The 17,269-nt window shown below is 55.3% G+C and carries 10 protein-coding genes; 6 read left to right on the forward strand and 4 right to left on the reverse strand.

All coding sequences use genetic code 11. The features are described from left to right. Positions 1-191: 191 nt before the first annotated feature. Positions 192-1,703, reverse strand: a complete 1,512-nt coding sequence (nrfA, locus tag JIN87_RS07395; RefSeq protein ID WP_200354904.1) for an ammonia-forming cytochrome c nitrite reductase — start codon at positions 1,701-1,703, stop codon at positions 192-194. Continuing rightward, positions 1,687-2,328 (reverse strand): cytochrome c nitrite reductase small subunit, encoded by a 642-nt coding sequence (nrfH, locus tag JIN87_RS07400; RefSeq protein ID WP_200354905.1) that lies wholly within the window; start codon positions 2,326-2,328, stop codon positions 1,687-1,689. The genes nrfA and nrfH overlap by 17 nt, the downstream gene beginning before the upstream one ends. A 255-nt stretch (positions 2,329-2,583) precedes the next feature. Between nrfH and JIN87_RS28730 the strand changes: the two genes are divergently transcribed. The 6 genes from JIN87_RS28730 to JIN87_RS07430 all read left to right on the forward strand — a co-directional run bounded on the left by JIN87_RS28730 (position 2,584) and on the right by JIN87_RS07430 (position 14,564). Beyond that, positions 2,584-3,585: a helix-turn-helix domain-containing protein gene (locus tag JIN87_RS28730; protein WP_200354906.1), complete on the forward strand. Its 1,002-nt coding sequence runs from the start codon at positions 2,584-2,586 to the stop codon at positions 3,583-3,585. Positions 3,586-3,694: 109 nt separating this feature from the next. After that, positions 3,695-5,683 carry an alpha-amylase family glycosyl hydrolase gene (locus JIN87_RS07410; protein WP_200354907.1) on the forward strand — a complete coding sequence of 663 codons (1,989 nt, stop codon included), beginning with the start codon at positions 3,695-3,697 and terminating at the stop codon, positions 5,681-5,683. Positions 5,684-5,769: 86 nt separating this feature from the next. Beyond that, positions 5,770-9,003 carry a VCBS repeat-containing protein gene (locus tag JIN87_RS07415; RefSeq protein ID WP_200354908.1) on the forward strand — a complete coding sequence of 1,078 codons (3,234 nt, stop codon included), beginning with the start codon at positions 5,770-5,772 and terminating at the stop codon, positions 9,001-9,003. Positions 9,004-9,139: 136 nt separating this feature from the next. Then, positions 9,140-11,374, forward strand: coding sequence for an endo-1,4-beta-xylanase (locus JIN87_RS07420; protein WP_200354909.1), 2,235 nt, complete (start codon positions 9,140-9,142; stop codon positions 11,372-11,374). Between the two features lie 41 nt (positions 11,375-11,415). Beyond that, positions 11,416-13,008 (forward strand): sulfatase family protein, encoded by a 1,593-nt coding sequence (locus JIN87_RS07425; RefSeq protein ID WP_200354910.1) that lies wholly within the window; start codon positions 11,416-11,418, stop codon positions 13,006-13,008. A gap of 11 nt (positions 13,009-13,019) precedes the next feature. Further along, positions 13,020-14,564, forward strand: coding sequence for a sulfatase (locus JIN87_RS07430; protein WP_200354911.1), 1,545 nt, complete (start codon positions 13,020-13,022; stop codon positions 14,562-14,564). Positions 14,565-14,699: 135 nt separating this feature from the next. On the opposite strand, the gene JIN87_RS07435 is transcribed toward JIN87_RS07430, so the two are convergent. Both JIN87_RS07435 and JIN87_RS07440 read right to left on the reverse strand, forming a co-directional pair. After that, complete coding sequence (locus JIN87_RS07435) at positions 14,700-15,887, reverse strand: XylR family transcriptional regulator (RefSeq protein WP_200354912.1); 1,188 nt, start codon at positions 15,885-15,887, stop codon at positions 14,700-14,702. 68 nt (positions 15,888-15,955) lie between these two features. Then, the gene (locus JIN87_RS07440; RefSeq protein WP_200354913.1) at positions 15,956-17,254 is read right to left on the reverse strand and encodes an MFS transporter; all 1,299 of its coding nucleotides are present in this window, start codon (positions 17,252-17,254) and stop codon (positions 15,956-15,958) included. Positions 17,255-17,269 lie beyond the last annotated feature (15 nt).

Consider the following 17,269-nt stretch of genomic DNA (forward strand, 5'->3'; position numbering starts at 1 on the left):
CGGCGGTCTGGGCCAGACCGTCCTACCTTTGGATTAGGCTCATCGAATCTTAATCATCCTCTGTCTGTCGCTTGGGTAGGTTGATGGATTAAGATTAGGATTAGGAGGAAGAGGATGATTGCGACTGGGCATAAAAAGGGCCGCTTGCGCGTTTGGCGAGCGGCCCTTTGGGAAAATTTAGCGTTTTGGCGTTATTCGCCGTAGGAGATGGCTTTGGATTCGGTGACGTTTGCGGGGAGACCCATGGCAGCCTGGCGTTCCGCGGCCTTCTTGTCCCATTCTGGGAAGAGCTCGGTCTGGTGCTTGTGCTTGGTTTCCTCCATCGCTTCCGGATCGAGACCGATGTAGCGCTGAGCCTTCTCCTTGGTGGAGATATCTGGGTAGTCGATTGGCTCGGTCACGCCGTGGCTCCAGAGGACGCGGGCGATTTCCTGACGGGCTTCGCCTGCCTTTTGGATGGAGGTGCCGAGCACTTGGAGAGCGGTGTTTGGAGCGTGGAAGCCAGCGCCGTTTGCGGCGGCAACCCAGTCCCAACGCCATTGAGCGTGGCGGATGTGGGTGAGGGCTTGCTTCATCTCTGCTTCGGTGGCTCCGGCATCCCAGGCGGCCTTGGCTTCGATGTGAGCCTTGGCGAGCGCGTCTTCTACGATGCCGCGCAGTTCCATGACCTTGTCCTGGCGAGAGTAGACGTCGGTGAGGAGCGTCGCTTCAGACTCGCGGTGGCAGACTTGGCAGGAATTGGAAATGTTGTTGAGCGGGCTTTGTACGTGGTGGTCGGTGAACTTGGTTCCGCCTTCGTTTTTGTAAGGCATATGGCAGTCGGCGCAGGAGACGCCGCGTTGGCCGTGGATGCCGGTCATGTAGATTTCGTAGTCCGGGTGCTGGGCTTTCAGCATGGGGGCTTTGGAGAGTTTGTGGGTCCAGTCTACGAAATCGATCTCGTCGTAGTAGGCTTCCATGTCTTCGGCTGAGAAGCCCTTGTCCCATGGGAATTTGAGGTACTTGGCTGGCTCTTTCTGGAAGTGGTACTCGACGTGGCACTGGGCGCAGACGAGGGAGCGCATTTCCTGGTGGGTGGCTTCGTTGATGTCTTCGCCGCGGGCCGCGAAGGCTTCGGCGAGGGCTGGGCGGGAGATGCGCAGGTTCATGTTCTCCGGATCATGGCAGTCCTGACAGCCGATGGTGTTGACGATCTGGTCGCCGCGGTCGAACCAGGAGGCGTTGTAGTATTCGGCGACACCTTCTTCGTGCATGACGCGCGGCACGTCTGTGCTCTTACAGGTCCAGCAGGTGGCGGGCATGCCTTTGTTGGTACGGTAGGTGTTGCGCACGTCCTCGACGGCGTAGGCGTGTCCGCGTCCTTGCTCGTAAGCTTTAGAGAATCCGTATCCAGCCCAGAGAACGACGAGATTTGGGAATTCCTCGAGGTAGTCGGTACGGGCGGAACCGCCGTGGGCCGACTTGAAGTTCATTTCCTTGGTTTTCTTCCAGGTTTCGTATTCGCGCGGGAAGTTGGCGCCCCAGACTTCGTTGCGCGGTTCCCAATCGGCGATGGGGTTGGTCATCTTCGCCTGCTTGGCTTCGGCGCGACGCTCCATGATGGAGGTGATGAGGAAGCCAACGACTGCGACTCCCAGGATGGTGGAGAGGAAGATAAGCCAACCCAAGGTTGAGCGGCCGGAGGTCTTATTCTGCTGGTTCATTTTCGGATTCGTTCTGTTTGGAGAGTTGTTTGTTCATCCACTCTGGCATGACTGGATCTAGGGTTGGAGTGCGTGCCCACTGGGTGGAGGAGAGGCTGTTGACCTTGCCGTGCGGGGTTTCGCGGTGGCAGTCCCAGCAGAGCTTGCCGGTGCCGGTTTCGGCTTCCTGCAGCGAGACGGCGAGGTGGACGCCTTCGTCGAGCAGGTGCTCGTGGCAGCGTATGCAATTGTCTTGGATGACGGCCATGCCCGGCTCGTGGACTTTGATGACCTGCGGCTCCATGTGGAAGGTGAACATGAAGGCGTGGCGGGCGCCGTCCTTGGCCTTGAAATAGTATTTGTTGAGCAGGGTGTCATGCGGGACATGGCAGTCGTTGCAGCTGGCGACGCGGGCGTGGCTACCTCGTTCCCAAGTGGCGAACTGCGGTGTCATGATATGGCAGTTGACGCAGGCCTTGGGATCGTCGGAAAGGTAGGACGTGGCGTTGGAGACGCGCAGGAGCACGATGCTTAGCCCGAAGAGGGTGCCTAATCCGATGAGGATAGGCAGTCGCCAGCCGGGTGGGCAGAGTCGTGCGAGGGAAGATTGGGAGTTGGAGGAAGAGGGGGGAGGATCTGACTGCATGGCGTATTGCCCGGGGTCGAATTCACATCGGCAGCAAAATTAGTTCATCGAATACTAAGTTTCAACTGGAAGAAGAGAATTTCAGCTAATTATAAACTTCAAGATTAAAAGACCAATTACTCTTTAATTGAATCGGAGTTATTAGTTCTTCGTTTAGAGAGTATTGCAAAAGCGGAGAAATTGTCCTTTTTGAGGATGAGAGTGGCGAAATCTTAGGTTGTTTGCCTATGGCTGCTCTGCCCCAAACTACAAAAAGTGCAGAAGCGCCCCCCAGCGAATCAGGCGAAGGAAAGCATTGGCAGTCCTTTGTCGAAATCTGACCGTATCGAGATCATCGAGACGCTAGACCGTTGTATTCGCGAGGCGGAGTACAACCAGTTCACTCTGAAAATCCCTAACGAGGAGGGGCGGCTGCAGAAGCGGCCGGGCATGCACTACCATTTCAAGCCGGAGATTTTCGTGCAGAACAGCGGCTGGACGGAGTTCAAGGTGCCGAGCGAGACGATTACGGTGAAGCCGGGCGAGGCCTGTATCATGCCGGCGGGGGTTCCGCATCAGGAGAAGATTTCATCGGCCAAGGATCCGTTCAGGAACTTGGTGGTCGGGTTCTACAGTAATGCGATCAGCGTGCATCTGGCATTCGAGGTGGAGTCGGGGAAGCCGGAGATCGACGTGATCGAGTTCTACGATGCTCCGAATCTGCAGACCTTCTTGGCTCTGACGAACAGCTTGGTGGAGAACAATCAAAAGGTGGGTCCGACGCGTGACCACATCGTGAAGGGGCTGAGTATCGCTCTTTTTGCCATGATCCGCGATTTGGTGGAGCATGGGAACGAGGGAATCAATCAGGACATCGGCAAGGTGTTCCAAGCGAAGTGGATTATCCGTGAGCAGATTTCGAATACGGAGCTCAACGTGAAGATGCTGGCGGAACGCTTGCAGTGCTCGCCCGATTATTTGTCGCACCTTTTCAATACGCAGACAGGCGAGAAATTGACTCACTATATACAGCGCATCCGAATAGAGGGAGCGGCCTTGGCCTTGCAGACTACTCCCTTGTACGTTTCGGAGATCGCCTGGTCGGCGGGGTTCTCGGATCCGGCGTATTTTGCGCGGGTATTCAAGAAGTTCCTGGATATGTCGCCAGCGGAGTACCGAGCCCAGAGCGAAGAGCGTCGACGCAAGGAAGAGGCGCGGCCGAAGACGATCTATTACGATCGGGAGGATTATTCGGCGGGCGAGTCGTATCGGAAGTAGCGAAGCGATGGGGATCTAAGCTTTGTCTTAGTGATTTCGGCTTTGTGCTGGGCTGCGGGCTTGGGCGTTTTTGTGGGGAGATGGGATACTGTGGCCAGACCTACATCCCATGAGAATTGCCCCATTCTTCATCGCCGCGGCACTGGTGTGCCCGCTGTTTTCATCGACTGTCACCGTTGCTCCCGAAAAGCCCATTTCTGGGGAAATGGTGACGATATCCTATGACCCGACGGGCGGCCCTCTCGCGAGCTCGGGCGAGGTCTTTTTGTATCGAGGCTTCAATGGCTGGGCCGCGATCGCGGGGCCTGACCAGAAGATGGCCTGGGACGCGGAGGAATCGGCTTACACGTTCACCTATCAAGTTCCGGAGGCGGCCTTCGTGCTCGATTTCGTATTTCGTGATGGAGCCGACAATTGGGATAACAACTCGAGCAACGATTGGCATGTGGAGGTGGCTCTATCGGCGCGACCTGACGACTTGCCGCACGCTCCTCGGTTGCCGGAAACGGCGAGTCGGGCAGGGGTGATGTTGCAGGGGTTCTATTGGGATGTTCCGGCTGGGAATTGGTATAATCTTTTGGCGAGCAAGGCGGCGGAGCTGCGAAATATGGGAAGCGGGCAGGGGATCGACCGGATCTGGTTTCCGCCTCCGAGCAAGAGCGAATCAGGGCCGCACTCGATGGGCTACGATCCCTACGACTATTATGACCTTGGCCAATACGATCAAAAGAACACGGTGCGTACGCGCTTCGGGACGCAAGAGGAGTTGAGGGCCGCGATTGCTGCTTTTCGTGAGCAAGGAATCGTCTGTATGGCGGACATCGTTCTCAATCATCGCAGTGGTGGGGATTGGGAGGCGAATCCGAATTCTGGAGACAGCTACTGGACGGATTTCAGTAAGGTCGCGAGTGGCAAGATGACTTGGGACTACGACGACTTCCACCCGTCGAGCCGCGAGTGGAGCGATGAAGGCGTTTTTGCTGGGTTTCCGGATGTCGCTTACGGAACGGACAATGATCCCGGCAATCCTCGCTATGACATGATCGAGTGGGGCAACTGGCTGATGGATCCGGATAATGCGGGTTTCGATGGCGGGTGGCGTTTCGACTACGTGAAAGGATTCTCGCCAGCTATGATTCGTGACTTTCGGGAGGGCACGGGGAACGCTTTCGGGATCATTGAGTGCTGGGATGGGATACCGATGATTGAGGCATATTTGCGCGTGTGCTCGGGGGCGTCGGCTTTTGACTTCCCTGGATACTACACGATGAGGGACGTATTCAACAGCGCGACGGGAGCGGGGGACATTTCTACGTTGCTAGATCGCGATCGTGTTCTTGCAGTCAGGAATTCTGAATACGCTGTGACGTTTGCGGCGAATCATGATACGGACGAGATCGTTCGGAACCGAATACTTGCGTATGCGTACATCCTGACCTTCGAGGGATATCCCTGTATTTTCTGGAAGGACTATTTTGATCGTGGGCTGGCGGACTTGGGCGGTCAGGATGGCAATGGGATCAAGCCGCTGGTTTGGGCTAGGGGCGCTTTGGCGGGTGGGAAGCCGGACATCGAAGTGCTCAAGGGGGATGACTCTGATCTTTTGATCTACGGTAGCGTGCATGGGATCGCTTCCGCTCCGGGCTATCTGGTGGCGATAAATGACCATGCCACCGAATCGAAGAGCGCCACTGTAGTGACCAAGAACTTACAGCTGCGCGGAAAGAGGTTGAAGTGCTATGCCTGGTATTCTTATGCGACTGGTCAAAATGTGCGGCCTGATGATGTCGAGTGCGGCTTAGATGGGTCGGTCTCGGTGGGAGCTCCGGCCCGTGGATATGCGGTTTATGGGCCAGCGGACTTGGCGGCCCCGACGGTGGGAGCTGGAGATTTTTCGAGGGCGGGAGAAAGGGTTGTTTTGACCGTTCGAAATTTGATCGAGGGGGAAGGCTATTCTGTTGAGGCAAGCGCTACGCTTGGGACTGATGCTGTGTGGGAGAAGGTGGGGGAGTTGACAGGTCCGGCTAATGGAGTTGGTTCAATAGAGATTGATTGGGATCCTGATGAAACTGTTTTTTGGAGAGTTGAGTCCTTGTAGGACTGTTGTGCTTGGCAAGGTGCGACGGGAGATTGGGGCTTTGCGGTGCGGCGCGAGCGCCGACCCGACAGGCTCGTGTTCTTGATATGGCTTTCCGCTGTTTTGTTTTCGGTTTTCTTCTAGCGTGCGTTCCGGCTGCGAGCTTTGCGGAGGCTGTAAGGCTCTCGCCGGTTGAACCGCTTCGAGAGGGGGCGACGCTGTTTGATAAAATTGATTCTAAGGAGTCTGGCATCGTCTTCGAGAGTCGCTTTGAAAATCCGCAACTGTGGGGGAGATTGTGGCGGCAGTATTTTATCGGGTCGATCGGATCGGGGATCGCTCTAGGGGATGTGAATGGCGATGGGTTGCCTGATATCTTTTTTGTGGGGAAGGACTCTCCGAATGCCCTGTATCTAAATCGTGGAGACTTTCGTTTCGAGGAAGCGAGCGATAGTTCGGGGATCGCTTTACCGAAGGGAATCGGGGCGGGTGTGGCGATGGTGGATATCGAGAGCGATGGCGATTTGGATATCTATGTTTGTTATGTCGGATCTCCGAACCAGTTGTTTGTGAATGATGGGGAAGGCCGATTTGAGGAGCAGGCAGCGAATCTTGGTCTAGCGATTGAAACGGGGTCGAACGCTCCGTCGTTTTGCGATTACGATCGGGACGGGGATTTGGATCTGTATTTGCAGTGCAATTACTTGGAGGACTCGGAGAATCCTGCGGGGATGCCGGACTTTCTTTTTGAGAACCGAGGGGGACGTTTTGTGGATGTAACGGAAGAGGCAGGCATTCATGGCCTCGGTCAGGGGCATGCTGCGATTTGGTGGGACTTCGATGAGGATGGCTGGCAAGACCTATACGTGGCGAATGACTTTACTCCTGATGATCGCCTGTATCGAAACAGCCAAGACGGGACGTTTACGGATGTTTTGAAGGAGAGCTTTCCCTTTGCTCCCTATTCGGCGATGGGGGCGGATTTGGGGGATTTGAACAACGATGGGCATGTTGACTTCGTGGTGGCGGAGATGAAGCCGCGGGATCGAACTTACTATTTGAAGACGGTCGGCCCTCTATCGAGTAAGCTGTTCTCGATCGATAAGAACGGTGTCAGCCAATACATGCAGAACGCGATCGTAGCGAACGTGGGGCCTGGCTCGTTTGCTGATGTTGGGCATCTGACTGGCATGGAGGCTACGGACTGGACTTGGGCTCCGCGGTTGCTGGATCTCGATTGCGATGGGTGGCTAGACGCATTCTTCACGAATGGGATGGCCCGAGCGTTTCATGATGCCGATTTGGGGGTGAAGGTCGCGAATGCTACGAGTCGACGAATGCAGGTGGCGTTGTACGCGCGGAGCGCTGCGTTAGAGGAGCGAAATTTGGCGTTCCGAAATTTGGGCGGATTCCAGTTTGAGGAAGTGGGTAAGGCTTGGGGGCTGGACCTGTTGGGGGTGAGCTTTGCGGCGGGAGCGGCCGACTTGGATCAGGATGGGGATTTGGATCTCGTGGTGGGGAATTGGAAGGGGGAGCCGAGCGTGTATCGAAATCTCTCGGACAAAGGGCAACGTCTGGTGGTTCAGCTATCGGGAACTGAGAGTAATCGGTTTGGTTTGGGCGCGAGAGTGACTGCTAAGGCGGGCGAGGAAGTGCAGGTGCGAGAGCTGACCTCGATGCGTGGATACATGGCAACGGATGAGCCGGCAGTTTTCTTTTCGTTTTCGGAGGCGCGAATGGTGGATGAATTGCGCATCGAATGGCCGAGCGGAGTTGTGCAGGTGTTAGAAGGTCTCGAGTGCGGGCATCGTTATTCCATTGAGGAAAGAAAATCTGGAACGGGGCGTTCCGAGGGAGCGCGCTGGTTCTTGCCTTCGAAGATTGCGTTGGATCGAACGGCGTTCGTTCAGGAGAGAAAAAAGGAAGTCGACCGTGACCAAGCTCTTTTGCCTTTTTCCGAAGACAGGGAAGGCGCTCCGTTGCTGGTGCGCGATTGGAATGGCGATGGATGGCTGGACTTGATGTTGGGAGGTCCGTCGGGGCAGGAGCTGAGATTGTTTCGGAATGTCGAAGGAGAGCGTCTTGATCGGATGGATACGAGTTCTTTTGACGAAACGTCTGAGTCTGAGGTAGTGGGGCTGATGCTGGCTGGCGAATCGGTCTTGGTGACTAGCGGTGGGATAGAGCAGGAGCGAGGGAGCTCCGATTTGCAGGATCGATTGTATCGGCACGCTGACGGGTTCAGCTTTCGCCAAGTGGATGATTCCTTGTTGTCGAAGATTGCTCTGGGAACAGGGGACAGCGTTTGGTGGGATTACGATCGGGATGGCGTGGACGAGCTGTTGCAAGCGGGTGGACCGATTGCTCGAAGCTACCCGTTGGCGGAGCTGAATCGGGTGTTGGTTGAGGGAGAGCAGGGGTTCGAAGTGGAGTGGAGCGGGTTCGCTCAGGCGTTTTCCCAGGCTGGGAAAATAGCGGACCTCGAAGTTGTTGGTGGCGAGAAGGGCGCTGGGGAAATGCTTGTGGCAGCATCTCAATTTGGACCGGTGCATCTTTGGTCGGTGGCGGCGGGAGGAGCGGTGGCTGTTGCGGGAGGTTTGCCGGAGGAGGCTCGGCGTTCGGGGTATTGGTCCTGCGCGAAATCGGGTGATGTAAATGGAGATGGGCGAGACGACTTGATTTTGGGAAACCTAGGTTTGAATACCCGTTGGGGAGCGAAGGAAGGGGAGGTGAGCGAGCTCTATTTCAGCAAGGACCCGCTTGCTTCGCCAAGGCTGTTTCTGGAAGCGACGCGGGAAGGGGAGTCCTCTTATCCGACTGAAACGAGAACGCTGCACCAGATGTATCTGCCGGTAGAGATGGGGAAGACGGGGAGTTACGAGGAATTTGGGAGATTGACCATGGAGGAGGCGTTCGGTCCAGAGGTCATGGGTGGCTTGGAGAAGGCGGTCTTGGAGGAGACGCGCTCGTTGTTGTTGCTTCAAAATGAAAAGGGAGGCTTTGAGACGACAGCTCTTCCGCATGAGGCGCAGGCGGGGCGGATGTTGGATGCTGCGTTTGCGGATGTGGATAGCGATGGAGACCTCGATGCGGTCGTGGTTTTGGAACCCTTGTCCCCTCAGCCATGGGTCGCCCTCGCTCCTGACAAGGGGCATCTTTTGTTGCTCGAGAATGGAGGGGCAGGTGATTTCCGGGCGGTGCTGCCTTGGGAGTCGGGATTGAATGTGAAGACTGGGTCTCCAAAGCGGGTGGATTTCGTGGATCTGGATCGGGATGGTAAGAAAGAGTTGCTCGTCTCGGTGAGCGACGGGCCGGTCTTACTCTTTGATCTAGAGGGGTAAATGCTTGGGCAGAACGTGTCTTCGAAAAATAACTCAATTGAAAGGGAAGCGTTTCAATTGATGATTTAAGCGTGATTGAGGTAGATTCCCTGCAAGCCGAATCAGTCCCCCACACGATCCGGCTTTCTACCCAAAAATGAGATCTTTCGTATCAGCCTTACTTCTGCTTTTCGTGGCCGCTAGCGTGTGCGGTCGCACGGAATTGCCTGCAGGGGGGACTCTGGTGGCGAAGTACGAGTCTGGCATGAACATCGGTTTCTGGAGGGGCTCGTTCGAGGGGGAACCGGTGGGGGACTACGAGGAGGTTGCGGCTGATCACCCGGATTTTGATGTAGCGCTTCGGATTACGGTGCATAACCCGTCTGGCAATTTTTGGACGGGCGGGGGGCGAGTGCCGATAAATGCTAGCGCCTCCAAGGGCGATGTCGGCCTGGTGCGAGTCTATATTCGTACGATCAAGACTCTCGCCGAAATTGGGACTGCGGTAAGCACGGTTTTTGTTCAGGGGCCGCAGAATGAAAAGTCTGTGGTGCGGTCCGTAACTTCCGATAAGGAGTGGTCCGAGTTTTTGATTCCCTTCGAGTTTGCGGAGAATTACGGCGTTGGAGAGGTCGCTCTCAACTTCGGGATGGGGGCCGGACGCCATGCCCAGACCTACGAGCTGGCGGGATTCGAGGTGTACCACTACGGCACGTCCTTGAGTGTGGATGACCTGCCGGAAACTGCATTGACTTATCCTGGACGGGAACTGGATGCGACGTGGCGGATTGCGGCTGCGGAGCGGATCGAGCAGCACCGAAAAGGGGACTTTACGCTCAAGGTCGTCGATGCTGACGGAGCGAGCATTCCTTTCGCCCGTATCCAAAGTGAAATGACGCGGCATGCCTTTGAGTTTGGGAGCGCGTTTTCGACGTTCGCGATTACGGAAGATTCGTCGAACGGGGAGATGCTTCGCCAAAAGACGGTGGAGCTCTTTAACTCGGGTGGTCCTTTTAATCACATGAAGTGGAAAGCTTGGGCCGGTGATTTTGGTCCGAGTTGGACCGAGGAAAAACTGATTGAAGCCTTATCGTGGGCGAAGGGGCAGGGCTTGAGCTTGCGGGGGCATGTTTTGGTCTGGCCAGGAAGGAGTCACCTTCCGAAGAGCATCCAGGATTTGATTCCTGAAGATCCTGCGGGAGCGGATCCATCGATCAAGCAGCTTGCGATAGATCACATCGACGCGATTACGACGGCGACCAAGGATTATGTGACGGAGTGGGATGTATTGAACGAGCCATACGACAATCATGTCCTGATGGATGCTTTTGGCAAAGAAGTGATGGTCGATTGGTTTGAGCGCGCTCGTCTGAATCTGCCAGAGCATGCTTTGTATCTGAACGACTATAATATCCTCTCCACGAATACAGCTCACCAAAACCACTACGAAGAGACTGTTCGGTACCTGTTGGACAATGGCGCTCCGATCACTGGCATGGGAATGCAGGGGCACTATGGATCGTCGCCAACGGGAATCCCTGATGTAGAGGATGCCTTGAAGCGATACACGACCGCTTTTCCTGAGCTCGATCTGCGGGTGACTGAGTTCACCGTGGATACGAAGGACGAGCAATTGCAGGCGGACTACTTGCGGGACTATTACACCCTGTTGTTCAGCTATCCGCAGGTGGTCGGGATTCAGCAATGGGGATTTTGGTCGAACAGCCCTGACGCGACCAAGACGATGTACGACCACGAATGGAGGGAGAAACCGAGTGGAGCGGCTTACAGGAAACTCGTCTTCGATGATTGGTGGACTTCATTTACTGGATACACGTCTCGTGCCGGGAGCATGGCGAATCGAGGTTTTTATGGCGACTACGAGGCTCTTGTTACGGTGGGCGGGGTCGACTATTCCCTCAGCTTTGAGCATAGCGTGGATGGGGCGGAGATCGTGTTGAGTTTGCCAGTCAGTCTTGTTGGCGAGTCCGGTGGCTACGATGCTTGGGCGACGGCGACGTTTACAGCGGATCAACTGGCTGACGCCGAACTGAGTGGCCCGAGCGGAGATGTGGACGGGGACGGATTGTCCAACCAGATCGAATACGTGTTCCAGCTCGATAGTGGAACGCGCGAAGCGGGGCCTTTTCAGTCTCTCGCGTTCGATGAAGTGTCGGGAGCCTTTTTCGTTGAGCACAAGTGGCCGCATGCAGGTTCTCCGCTTGCCCTCCAGTTTGAAACTTCGACAGACCTTACTACCTGGCATCCGGCGGTGGTTCAAGACGAGGTCACTGGTTTTGAGGAATATCTCTTAGTAAATAGCAAAATCACCCATCCTTCCGAAAAAGAACCCGTTCAGTTTTTGCGTTTTCGGGTTTTGGAGGATAGATAGAGTCTAAACGCCTTTACCCGCTTTCGAAATTTAGCACCCGAATGAAAAACAACATATCCAAAATCCTTGCGCTACTGGTAGCGTTTTCAGCGATCGTTTTTGCAAAAGCGGAAGAGCGACCGCCAAACATCATCTTCTTCATCGCCGATGACATGTATCCGGAGATGTTCAATTGCCTAGGCGAAGGGGAAGACCTTTACCTGACTCCGAATCTTGATCGGCTTGCTGAGGAAGGGACTGTGATGGTGAATCAGAATGTGGTTTCGCCGGTGTGCACGCCGAGTCGCTATAACTGTATGACAGGGCAGTATGCGAGCCGGGCGACAAATCGTGAATTCGTGCAGAAGACCGCGGACCAAGGGAATCAAACGGTAATCCAGTGGAATACTTTTGTGGTGCCCGGCCAGAAGATACTTCCACATTATCTAAAGGAAGCTGGCTACAAGACGGGAATGGTTGGCAAGAACCACGTGATAGGTGTCAAGAACCTGTATCGATTCCCTGACTACTGGGCTGATCCTAAGGAGCCTGCCGTTGCTGAGAAGGTTATCGAAAACTACGAAAAGACCCGTCAATCGATTCTGGATGCAGGTTTCGACTATGCGGAGAGCATTTACTTTGATAACCCGAACTTTATTGGATTGGGCCAGCTCGCGGTCCAAAACATGGATTGGATCGCTCAGGGAGGGGTCGAGTTCATCGATCAGAATGCGGAAGACCCGTTCTTTTTGTATTTCGCGACGACCATTCCGCATGCTCCGTCTGAGCCGGATCGCGCATGGAAAGCGGACCCATTGATCACCGCGATGGGGTATCTTCCCTCCGAACCTGATGTTTTGCCGGCTCGCGAGACCTTGACCCCTCGAGTTGAGGCGGCAGGTGTGAAAGGCCCCAACAAGGAGATCGTCTTATGGCTCGATGACGCGATTGGCGCTTTGCTTGATAAGCTCGAGGAGAAAGACATTCTCGATAATACCGTGATCTTTTTCTTCAACGACCATGGCCAGAACGCGAAGGGCACACTCTACCAAGGAGGCACGGAAACGCCGCTTATCGTATGGAAAAGTGGTGGTTTTGAAGTGGGGAATGAGAGTGAGGCTTACATTCAGAATATCGACTTCGCTCCAACGATTCTCGATATTGCAGGAGCGGATTATCCGGTTGAGGACTTCGATGGGCGATCGTTCAAAGGCGTGCTCGATGCGAAGACAAAGGAGTCACGTAAGTCGACGTATCATGAGCTAGGATACGCACGGGCCGTTGTGATGGATGGATTGAAGTACTATGCGATTCGCTATCCCGAGTTCGCGGAAACGCGTTCAACTGAAGAACGGGCTGCTGTTCTCAAGGAGTACAATGATGGACGGCGTATGAGGAAAATGGAGATTGTTAATTATGACCCAGCGGCTCCTTACAGTCACTTCTCGATCGTTCCAGGCGGGCAGTCTGCCGAAAACAGGAGTTACGGAAAGAAGCCTGCCTATTTCGAGATCGACCAACTCTACGATCTTAATACGGATCCTGGCGAAACGGTGAACCTAGCGAACAATCCAGAATACGCGAGTCGCCTCAAGGCTCTGAAGGCTGAGCTACAGACGTATATCGACGATCTGCCCGGCGACTTCAATCTCTAGCTCTTTGATCGATGATTCGAGTTCTCAGGTTTTCGACTTTTGCCCTTGGTCTTGTATTGGCGGCCTGTCTACAAGCTGAAGGGCGCAAAAACGTTCTCTTTATCGCGGTCGATGACCTGAAGCCGAGTTTTGGTTGTTATGGTGACGAGCGGGCGATCACTCCGAACATTGATGCGTTGGCCTCGCAGGGGACCCTGTTCTCTCGGGCTTACTGTCAGCAGGCGGTTTGCGGTCCTTCTCGAGCGAGCATCATGACAGGGCTTCGACCTGATCGGACTCAGGTCTGGGATTTGAAGACGCGGATGCGTGACCGGAATCCCGATGTGTTGACCTTGCCGCAGCATTTTCGGGATTTGGGGTATACGACTGCTGGATACGGGAAGATCTTTGATACGCGTTGCGTGGACAAGAAGCTCGATGAGCCATCCTGGTCTCAGCCGTTCAAGCTAGGTTACCAGCTGCCGTATCCGGAGGGAGTAGAAGGACCGTTGATGGCAGCTTTTCAAGATCCGGAAACGCGTCGTCTGATCGAGGAGGCCAATGCGAAGGGAGTGACCGCTTATGGGGAGGTGAAAGAATATCTTCTCGAGCGGGAAGCCTGGCCTGTGGTCGAGTCTGCCGATGTGCCCGATGAGGCCTATGTCGATTCTGCGATTGTCGAGGCAGGGAAGAGAAGTTTGCGAGCGTTCAAGAGGACAGGAGAGCCCTTCTTTCTTGCGGTCGGTTTAAAGAAACCTCACTTGCCGTTCATCGCTCCCACAAAGTATTGGGAAATGTATGACAGGGAGGATTTCGAGATTCACCCTTATCAGAAGCGTTCGCAAAATGGAGTTAAGGAAGCGTACCATAGTTCGGGCGAGTTGACTTCTTACAATGGTGTTCCGAAATTCGATAGCTATTCGGATGATGCGAGCGATTGGATGCCTGAGGAAAAGCAGTTGGAGTTGATCCATGGATACTATGCCTGTGTTTCGTATATCGATGCCTTGATCGGCGGGCTGCTGGAGGAGTTGGATTCATTGGGGCTTCGCGAGGATACGGTGATCGTACTTTGGGGCGATCATGGCTGGCATCTCGGAGACCATGGGCTTTGGTGTAAGCACTCGAACTTCGAGCAGGCGACTCGAGTGCCGCTGATTTTTTCTGCTCCAGGTTTGCCGAAGGGGCAGGTAGCGGGAGGTCCCGTGGAGTTTGTAGATGTGTTTCCGACGCTTTGTGACCTTGCGGGAGTGACGATTCCTGCCGCACCGGAAGGGCTTAGTCTCGTTTCCATGATGGAGGATCCGAAGGGGCAGGTGAAAGATTTCGCGGTTAGCCAATGGCCGAACGGGAAGAACGGAATGGGCTATGCCGTGAGGGACGAACGTTACCGCTACGTCGAATGGTTTAGGGCTGGCAATACGAACGATCGGTACAACAAGAAGTCGGTGGTGAGTCGCGAGCTCTATGACTACGAAAAGGATCCTATGGAGACGGTGAATGTAGTGGACGACCCGGAGTACGCAGCGGTTGTACGGCAGATGAAGCAGCGGATGCGATCGTTGTTTGCGAACTAGGTTTTAAGTTTTTTGCCTTGGCTTTGGGATTGTCAGGGTCTCGCATTGCTCGACGTAGGGTTCGGTACGGCGAAGCTGACCTGAGGGGGGGGAATTCGGATCTAGGCTCCACGGCAACGACGGAGCGTTGCCCTCCTAGGCTGTATCCGAGATGCGGTGACGGAATTGGCCTGGGGTTTCTCCGGTGACCTTCTTGAATACGACGTTCATGTATTCGGGGTGCTTGAAGCCGGCTAGCAGCGCGATTTCGTTTGCAGGTACGTTGGTGGTTAGGAGGAGTTGCTTGACGTAGGCGACTTGGACTTGGCGGATCTCGGTTTGAGGGGAGTGGCCAAGGTGCTTGCGGAAGCCGCGTTCAAGCTGGCTGCGTGAGCTGCTTACTTGCTGGGCCAGGTTCGCGACGTCCATGTCGATGCCATGCTGCTTACGGATCAGTTGAGTGGCTCTTGCGATAATCGGATCGGCTATGGCGAGGGCGTCGGATGACTGGCGGCAAACCACTTCGAGGGGCTCGACGCGGTATTCTTCGAAGGGGGCTTCGCCTCCTGCCATGAGAGCGTTGAGGGTGTCGGCGATCGTCTTGGCCTTGGCCTTCGCGTTGACTGGAATGCTGGAAATGCTGGGGTGACGGAGCTCGCAGCGTACGGTGTTGTCGTTCGCCCCTACAATGGCAGCCTCGTTTGGGACCTGGATGTCGAGCTCCTGGCAGGCATCGATCACTTGGGTGGCCCGATGGTCGTTGGCGGCCATGATGGCGACTGGTTGCGGTAGGGTGCTGATCCACTTCTTGATTCGTTCCCGCTCGCTTTGCTCCCAGTCGGGTTCGTTTAGGAGGTGGACTGTTTTGTCTTCGTCGCGGAAGGAGGTTTCGAATGAGTTGCACTCGGAGCCGAGAAGCTTCACCGCTTCCTCGAATCCGTTCCGCCTTTCTTCGGACCAGACCTCGCCTCGGTATCCGCAGAAGGCGAAATTGGTATAGCCTCTCTCCTTGAAATGTTCAGCCACCATGTGACCCATTGCCTCGTTGTCGGGACGAATTTTGGGAACTCCGGAAACGATCGGTGTATCGTCGTTGAGGTCGATGCATGGGATCCCACGTTCAACGCATCCTTTGACGATGGACTGGTCGAAGCAGTTCGTGATCACCCCGTCCCAAGGTTTGGAGAAGATCCAATCGACGTTGGGCTGTCCCTCGAGGTTTTCGTCCAAATGGATACGCCATGGCGTCTTTTGCCGGCTTTGTGCTCCGATGGAGCGTAGAAAGCGTCGGGCTTCGTCGGCGATCGTGGACGTGATGATGATGATTTGCTTAACTGCCGGCATGGAGGATTAGGATCCCCAAGTTGGCGATAAGCGAACGGAGCGGCAAGGCCCTTAGTTGCTGAAGCAATCTAATTGTTTTCTTCGACGAAACGTAGTGAGAACGCGGCTACGAGGAAGGAGACTCCGCCCATGGCTACCGCGATGGCGGCATTGTTTCCGAGCAAGTGTTTCACGACGGGACCGAGGCCGAGCGATGCTACGATCTGAGGGAGCACGATGAAGAAATTGAAGACGCCCATGTAGAATCCCATCTTCTTGGCCGGGATCACGTTCGAAAGCATGGCGTAGGGCATGGAGAGGATACTGGCCCAAGCGATTCCGATCCCGACCATGGCAGCGATGAGTGGCTGTGGCGTTGGGATAAAGGCGATCGAGACCAGTCCAAGAGCTCCGCACAAGAGGCAGACGGTGTGGATCGCTTTCGCGGAGTATCGCTTTGTGAGGGCGATGAGGGCGAAGGAGAAGAGGAAGGCTACGAAGTTGTAGGCGCTGAGGCAGACGCCTGCCCATTCCACGCCTTTCTGGTATTCCGGCTCGCCAGCGGTGCCGCCAAAGATCTGGGTGGCGACGGCGGGTGAGAAGTAGAGCCACAAGCAGAAGAGGCCGAACCAGGTGAAGAACTGGGACACCGCGAGTTGCCGCATGGCGGTGGGCATGTTTTTGATGCCGCCGAATATTTCGGCAAACATGTGGCCGACCCCTGCGGATTCCGCCTTTTCCTTCTCGAAGGCTTCGAGGTCTTCTGGCGGGCTTTCTGTGCTGGTGAGAACGGTGTAGAGGACTGCGAAGAAGAAGATGGCTGAACCGATGTAGAAGGAGATCTTTACCGAGTCCGGGATCGCTCCGTCTGCTCCGGAGCCGCTTTCCATACCGAACACGTTGGTGAATACCCAGGGAAGGGAAGACGCGGCTACGGCTCCGAGGCCGATGAGCAAGCTCTGCATGGCGAAGCCTGTCTTTCGCTGGTCTTCAGGAAGCTTGTCTCCGACGAACGCGCGGAAGGGCTCCATTGAAATATTGACCGAGGCATCCAGTATCCAGAGCAAGCCGGCAGCCATCCACAGGGTGGATGAGTTCGGCATGGCGATGAGGGCGAGGCTGGCTAGGATAGCGCCGACCAGGAAGTAGGGGCGGCGTCGGCCAAGGCGGGTCCAGGTACGGTCGCTGTAGTAACCGATGATTGGCTGGACCACGAGTCCGGTTATGGGAGCGGCCAGCCAAAGAAGGGGGATCTCGCTCTCTTCCGCTCCTAGGAATTGGTAGATGGCGGACATGTTCGCCATTTGCAGCCCCCATCCGAATTGGATGCCGAGGAAGCCGAAGCTCATGTTCCAGATTTGCCAGAAAGAGAGGCGAGATGTATTCATGAGTGGGATACTGGT

The sequence above is a fragment of the Pelagicoccus mobilis genome (assembly GCF_016595505.1).
Taxonomy (GTDB): domain Bacteria; phylum Verrucomicrobiota; class Verrucomicrobiia; order Opitutales; family Opitutaceae; genus Pelagicoccus; species Pelagicoccus mobilis.

Excerpts from the sequence above, each read along its gene's own strand:
- nrfA (WP_200354904.1), bottom strand. The coding sequence starts at position 1,703 with ATGAACCAGCAGAATAAGACCTCCGGCCGCTCAACCTTGGGTTGGCTT.
- nrfH (WP_200354905.1), bottom strand. The coding sequence starts at position 2,328 with ATGCAGTCAGATCCTCCCCCCTCTTCCTCCAACTCCCAATCTTCCCTC.
- JIN87_RS07410 (WP_200354907.1), top strand. The coding sequence starts at position 3,695 with ATGAGAATTGCCCCATTCTTCATCGCCGCGGCACTGGTGTGCCCGCTG.
- JIN87_RS07415 (WP_200354908.1), top strand. The coding sequence starts at position 5,770 with ATGGCTTTCCGCTGTTTTGTTTTCGGTTTTCTTCTAGCGTGCGTTCCG.
- JIN87_RS07420 (WP_200354909.1), top strand. The coding sequence starts at position 9,140 with ATGAGATCTTTCGTATCAGCCTTACTTCTGCTTTTCGTGGCCGCTAGC.
- JIN87_RS07425 (WP_200354910.1), top strand. The coding sequence starts at position 11,416 with ATGAAAAACAACATATCCAAAATCCTTGCGCTACTGGTAGCGTTTTCA.
- JIN87_RS07430 (WP_200354911.1), top strand. The coding sequence starts at position 13,020 with ATGATTCGAGTTCTCAGGTTTTCGACTTTTGCCCTTGGTCTTGTATTG.
- JIN87_RS07435 (WP_200354912.1), bottom strand. The coding sequence starts at position 15,887 with ATGCCGGCAGTTAAGCAAATCATCATCATCACGTCCACGATCGCCGAC.
- JIN87_RS07440 (WP_200354913.1), bottom strand. The coding sequence starts at position 17,254 with ATGAATACATCTCGCCTCTCTTTCTGGCAAATCTGGAACATGAGCTTC.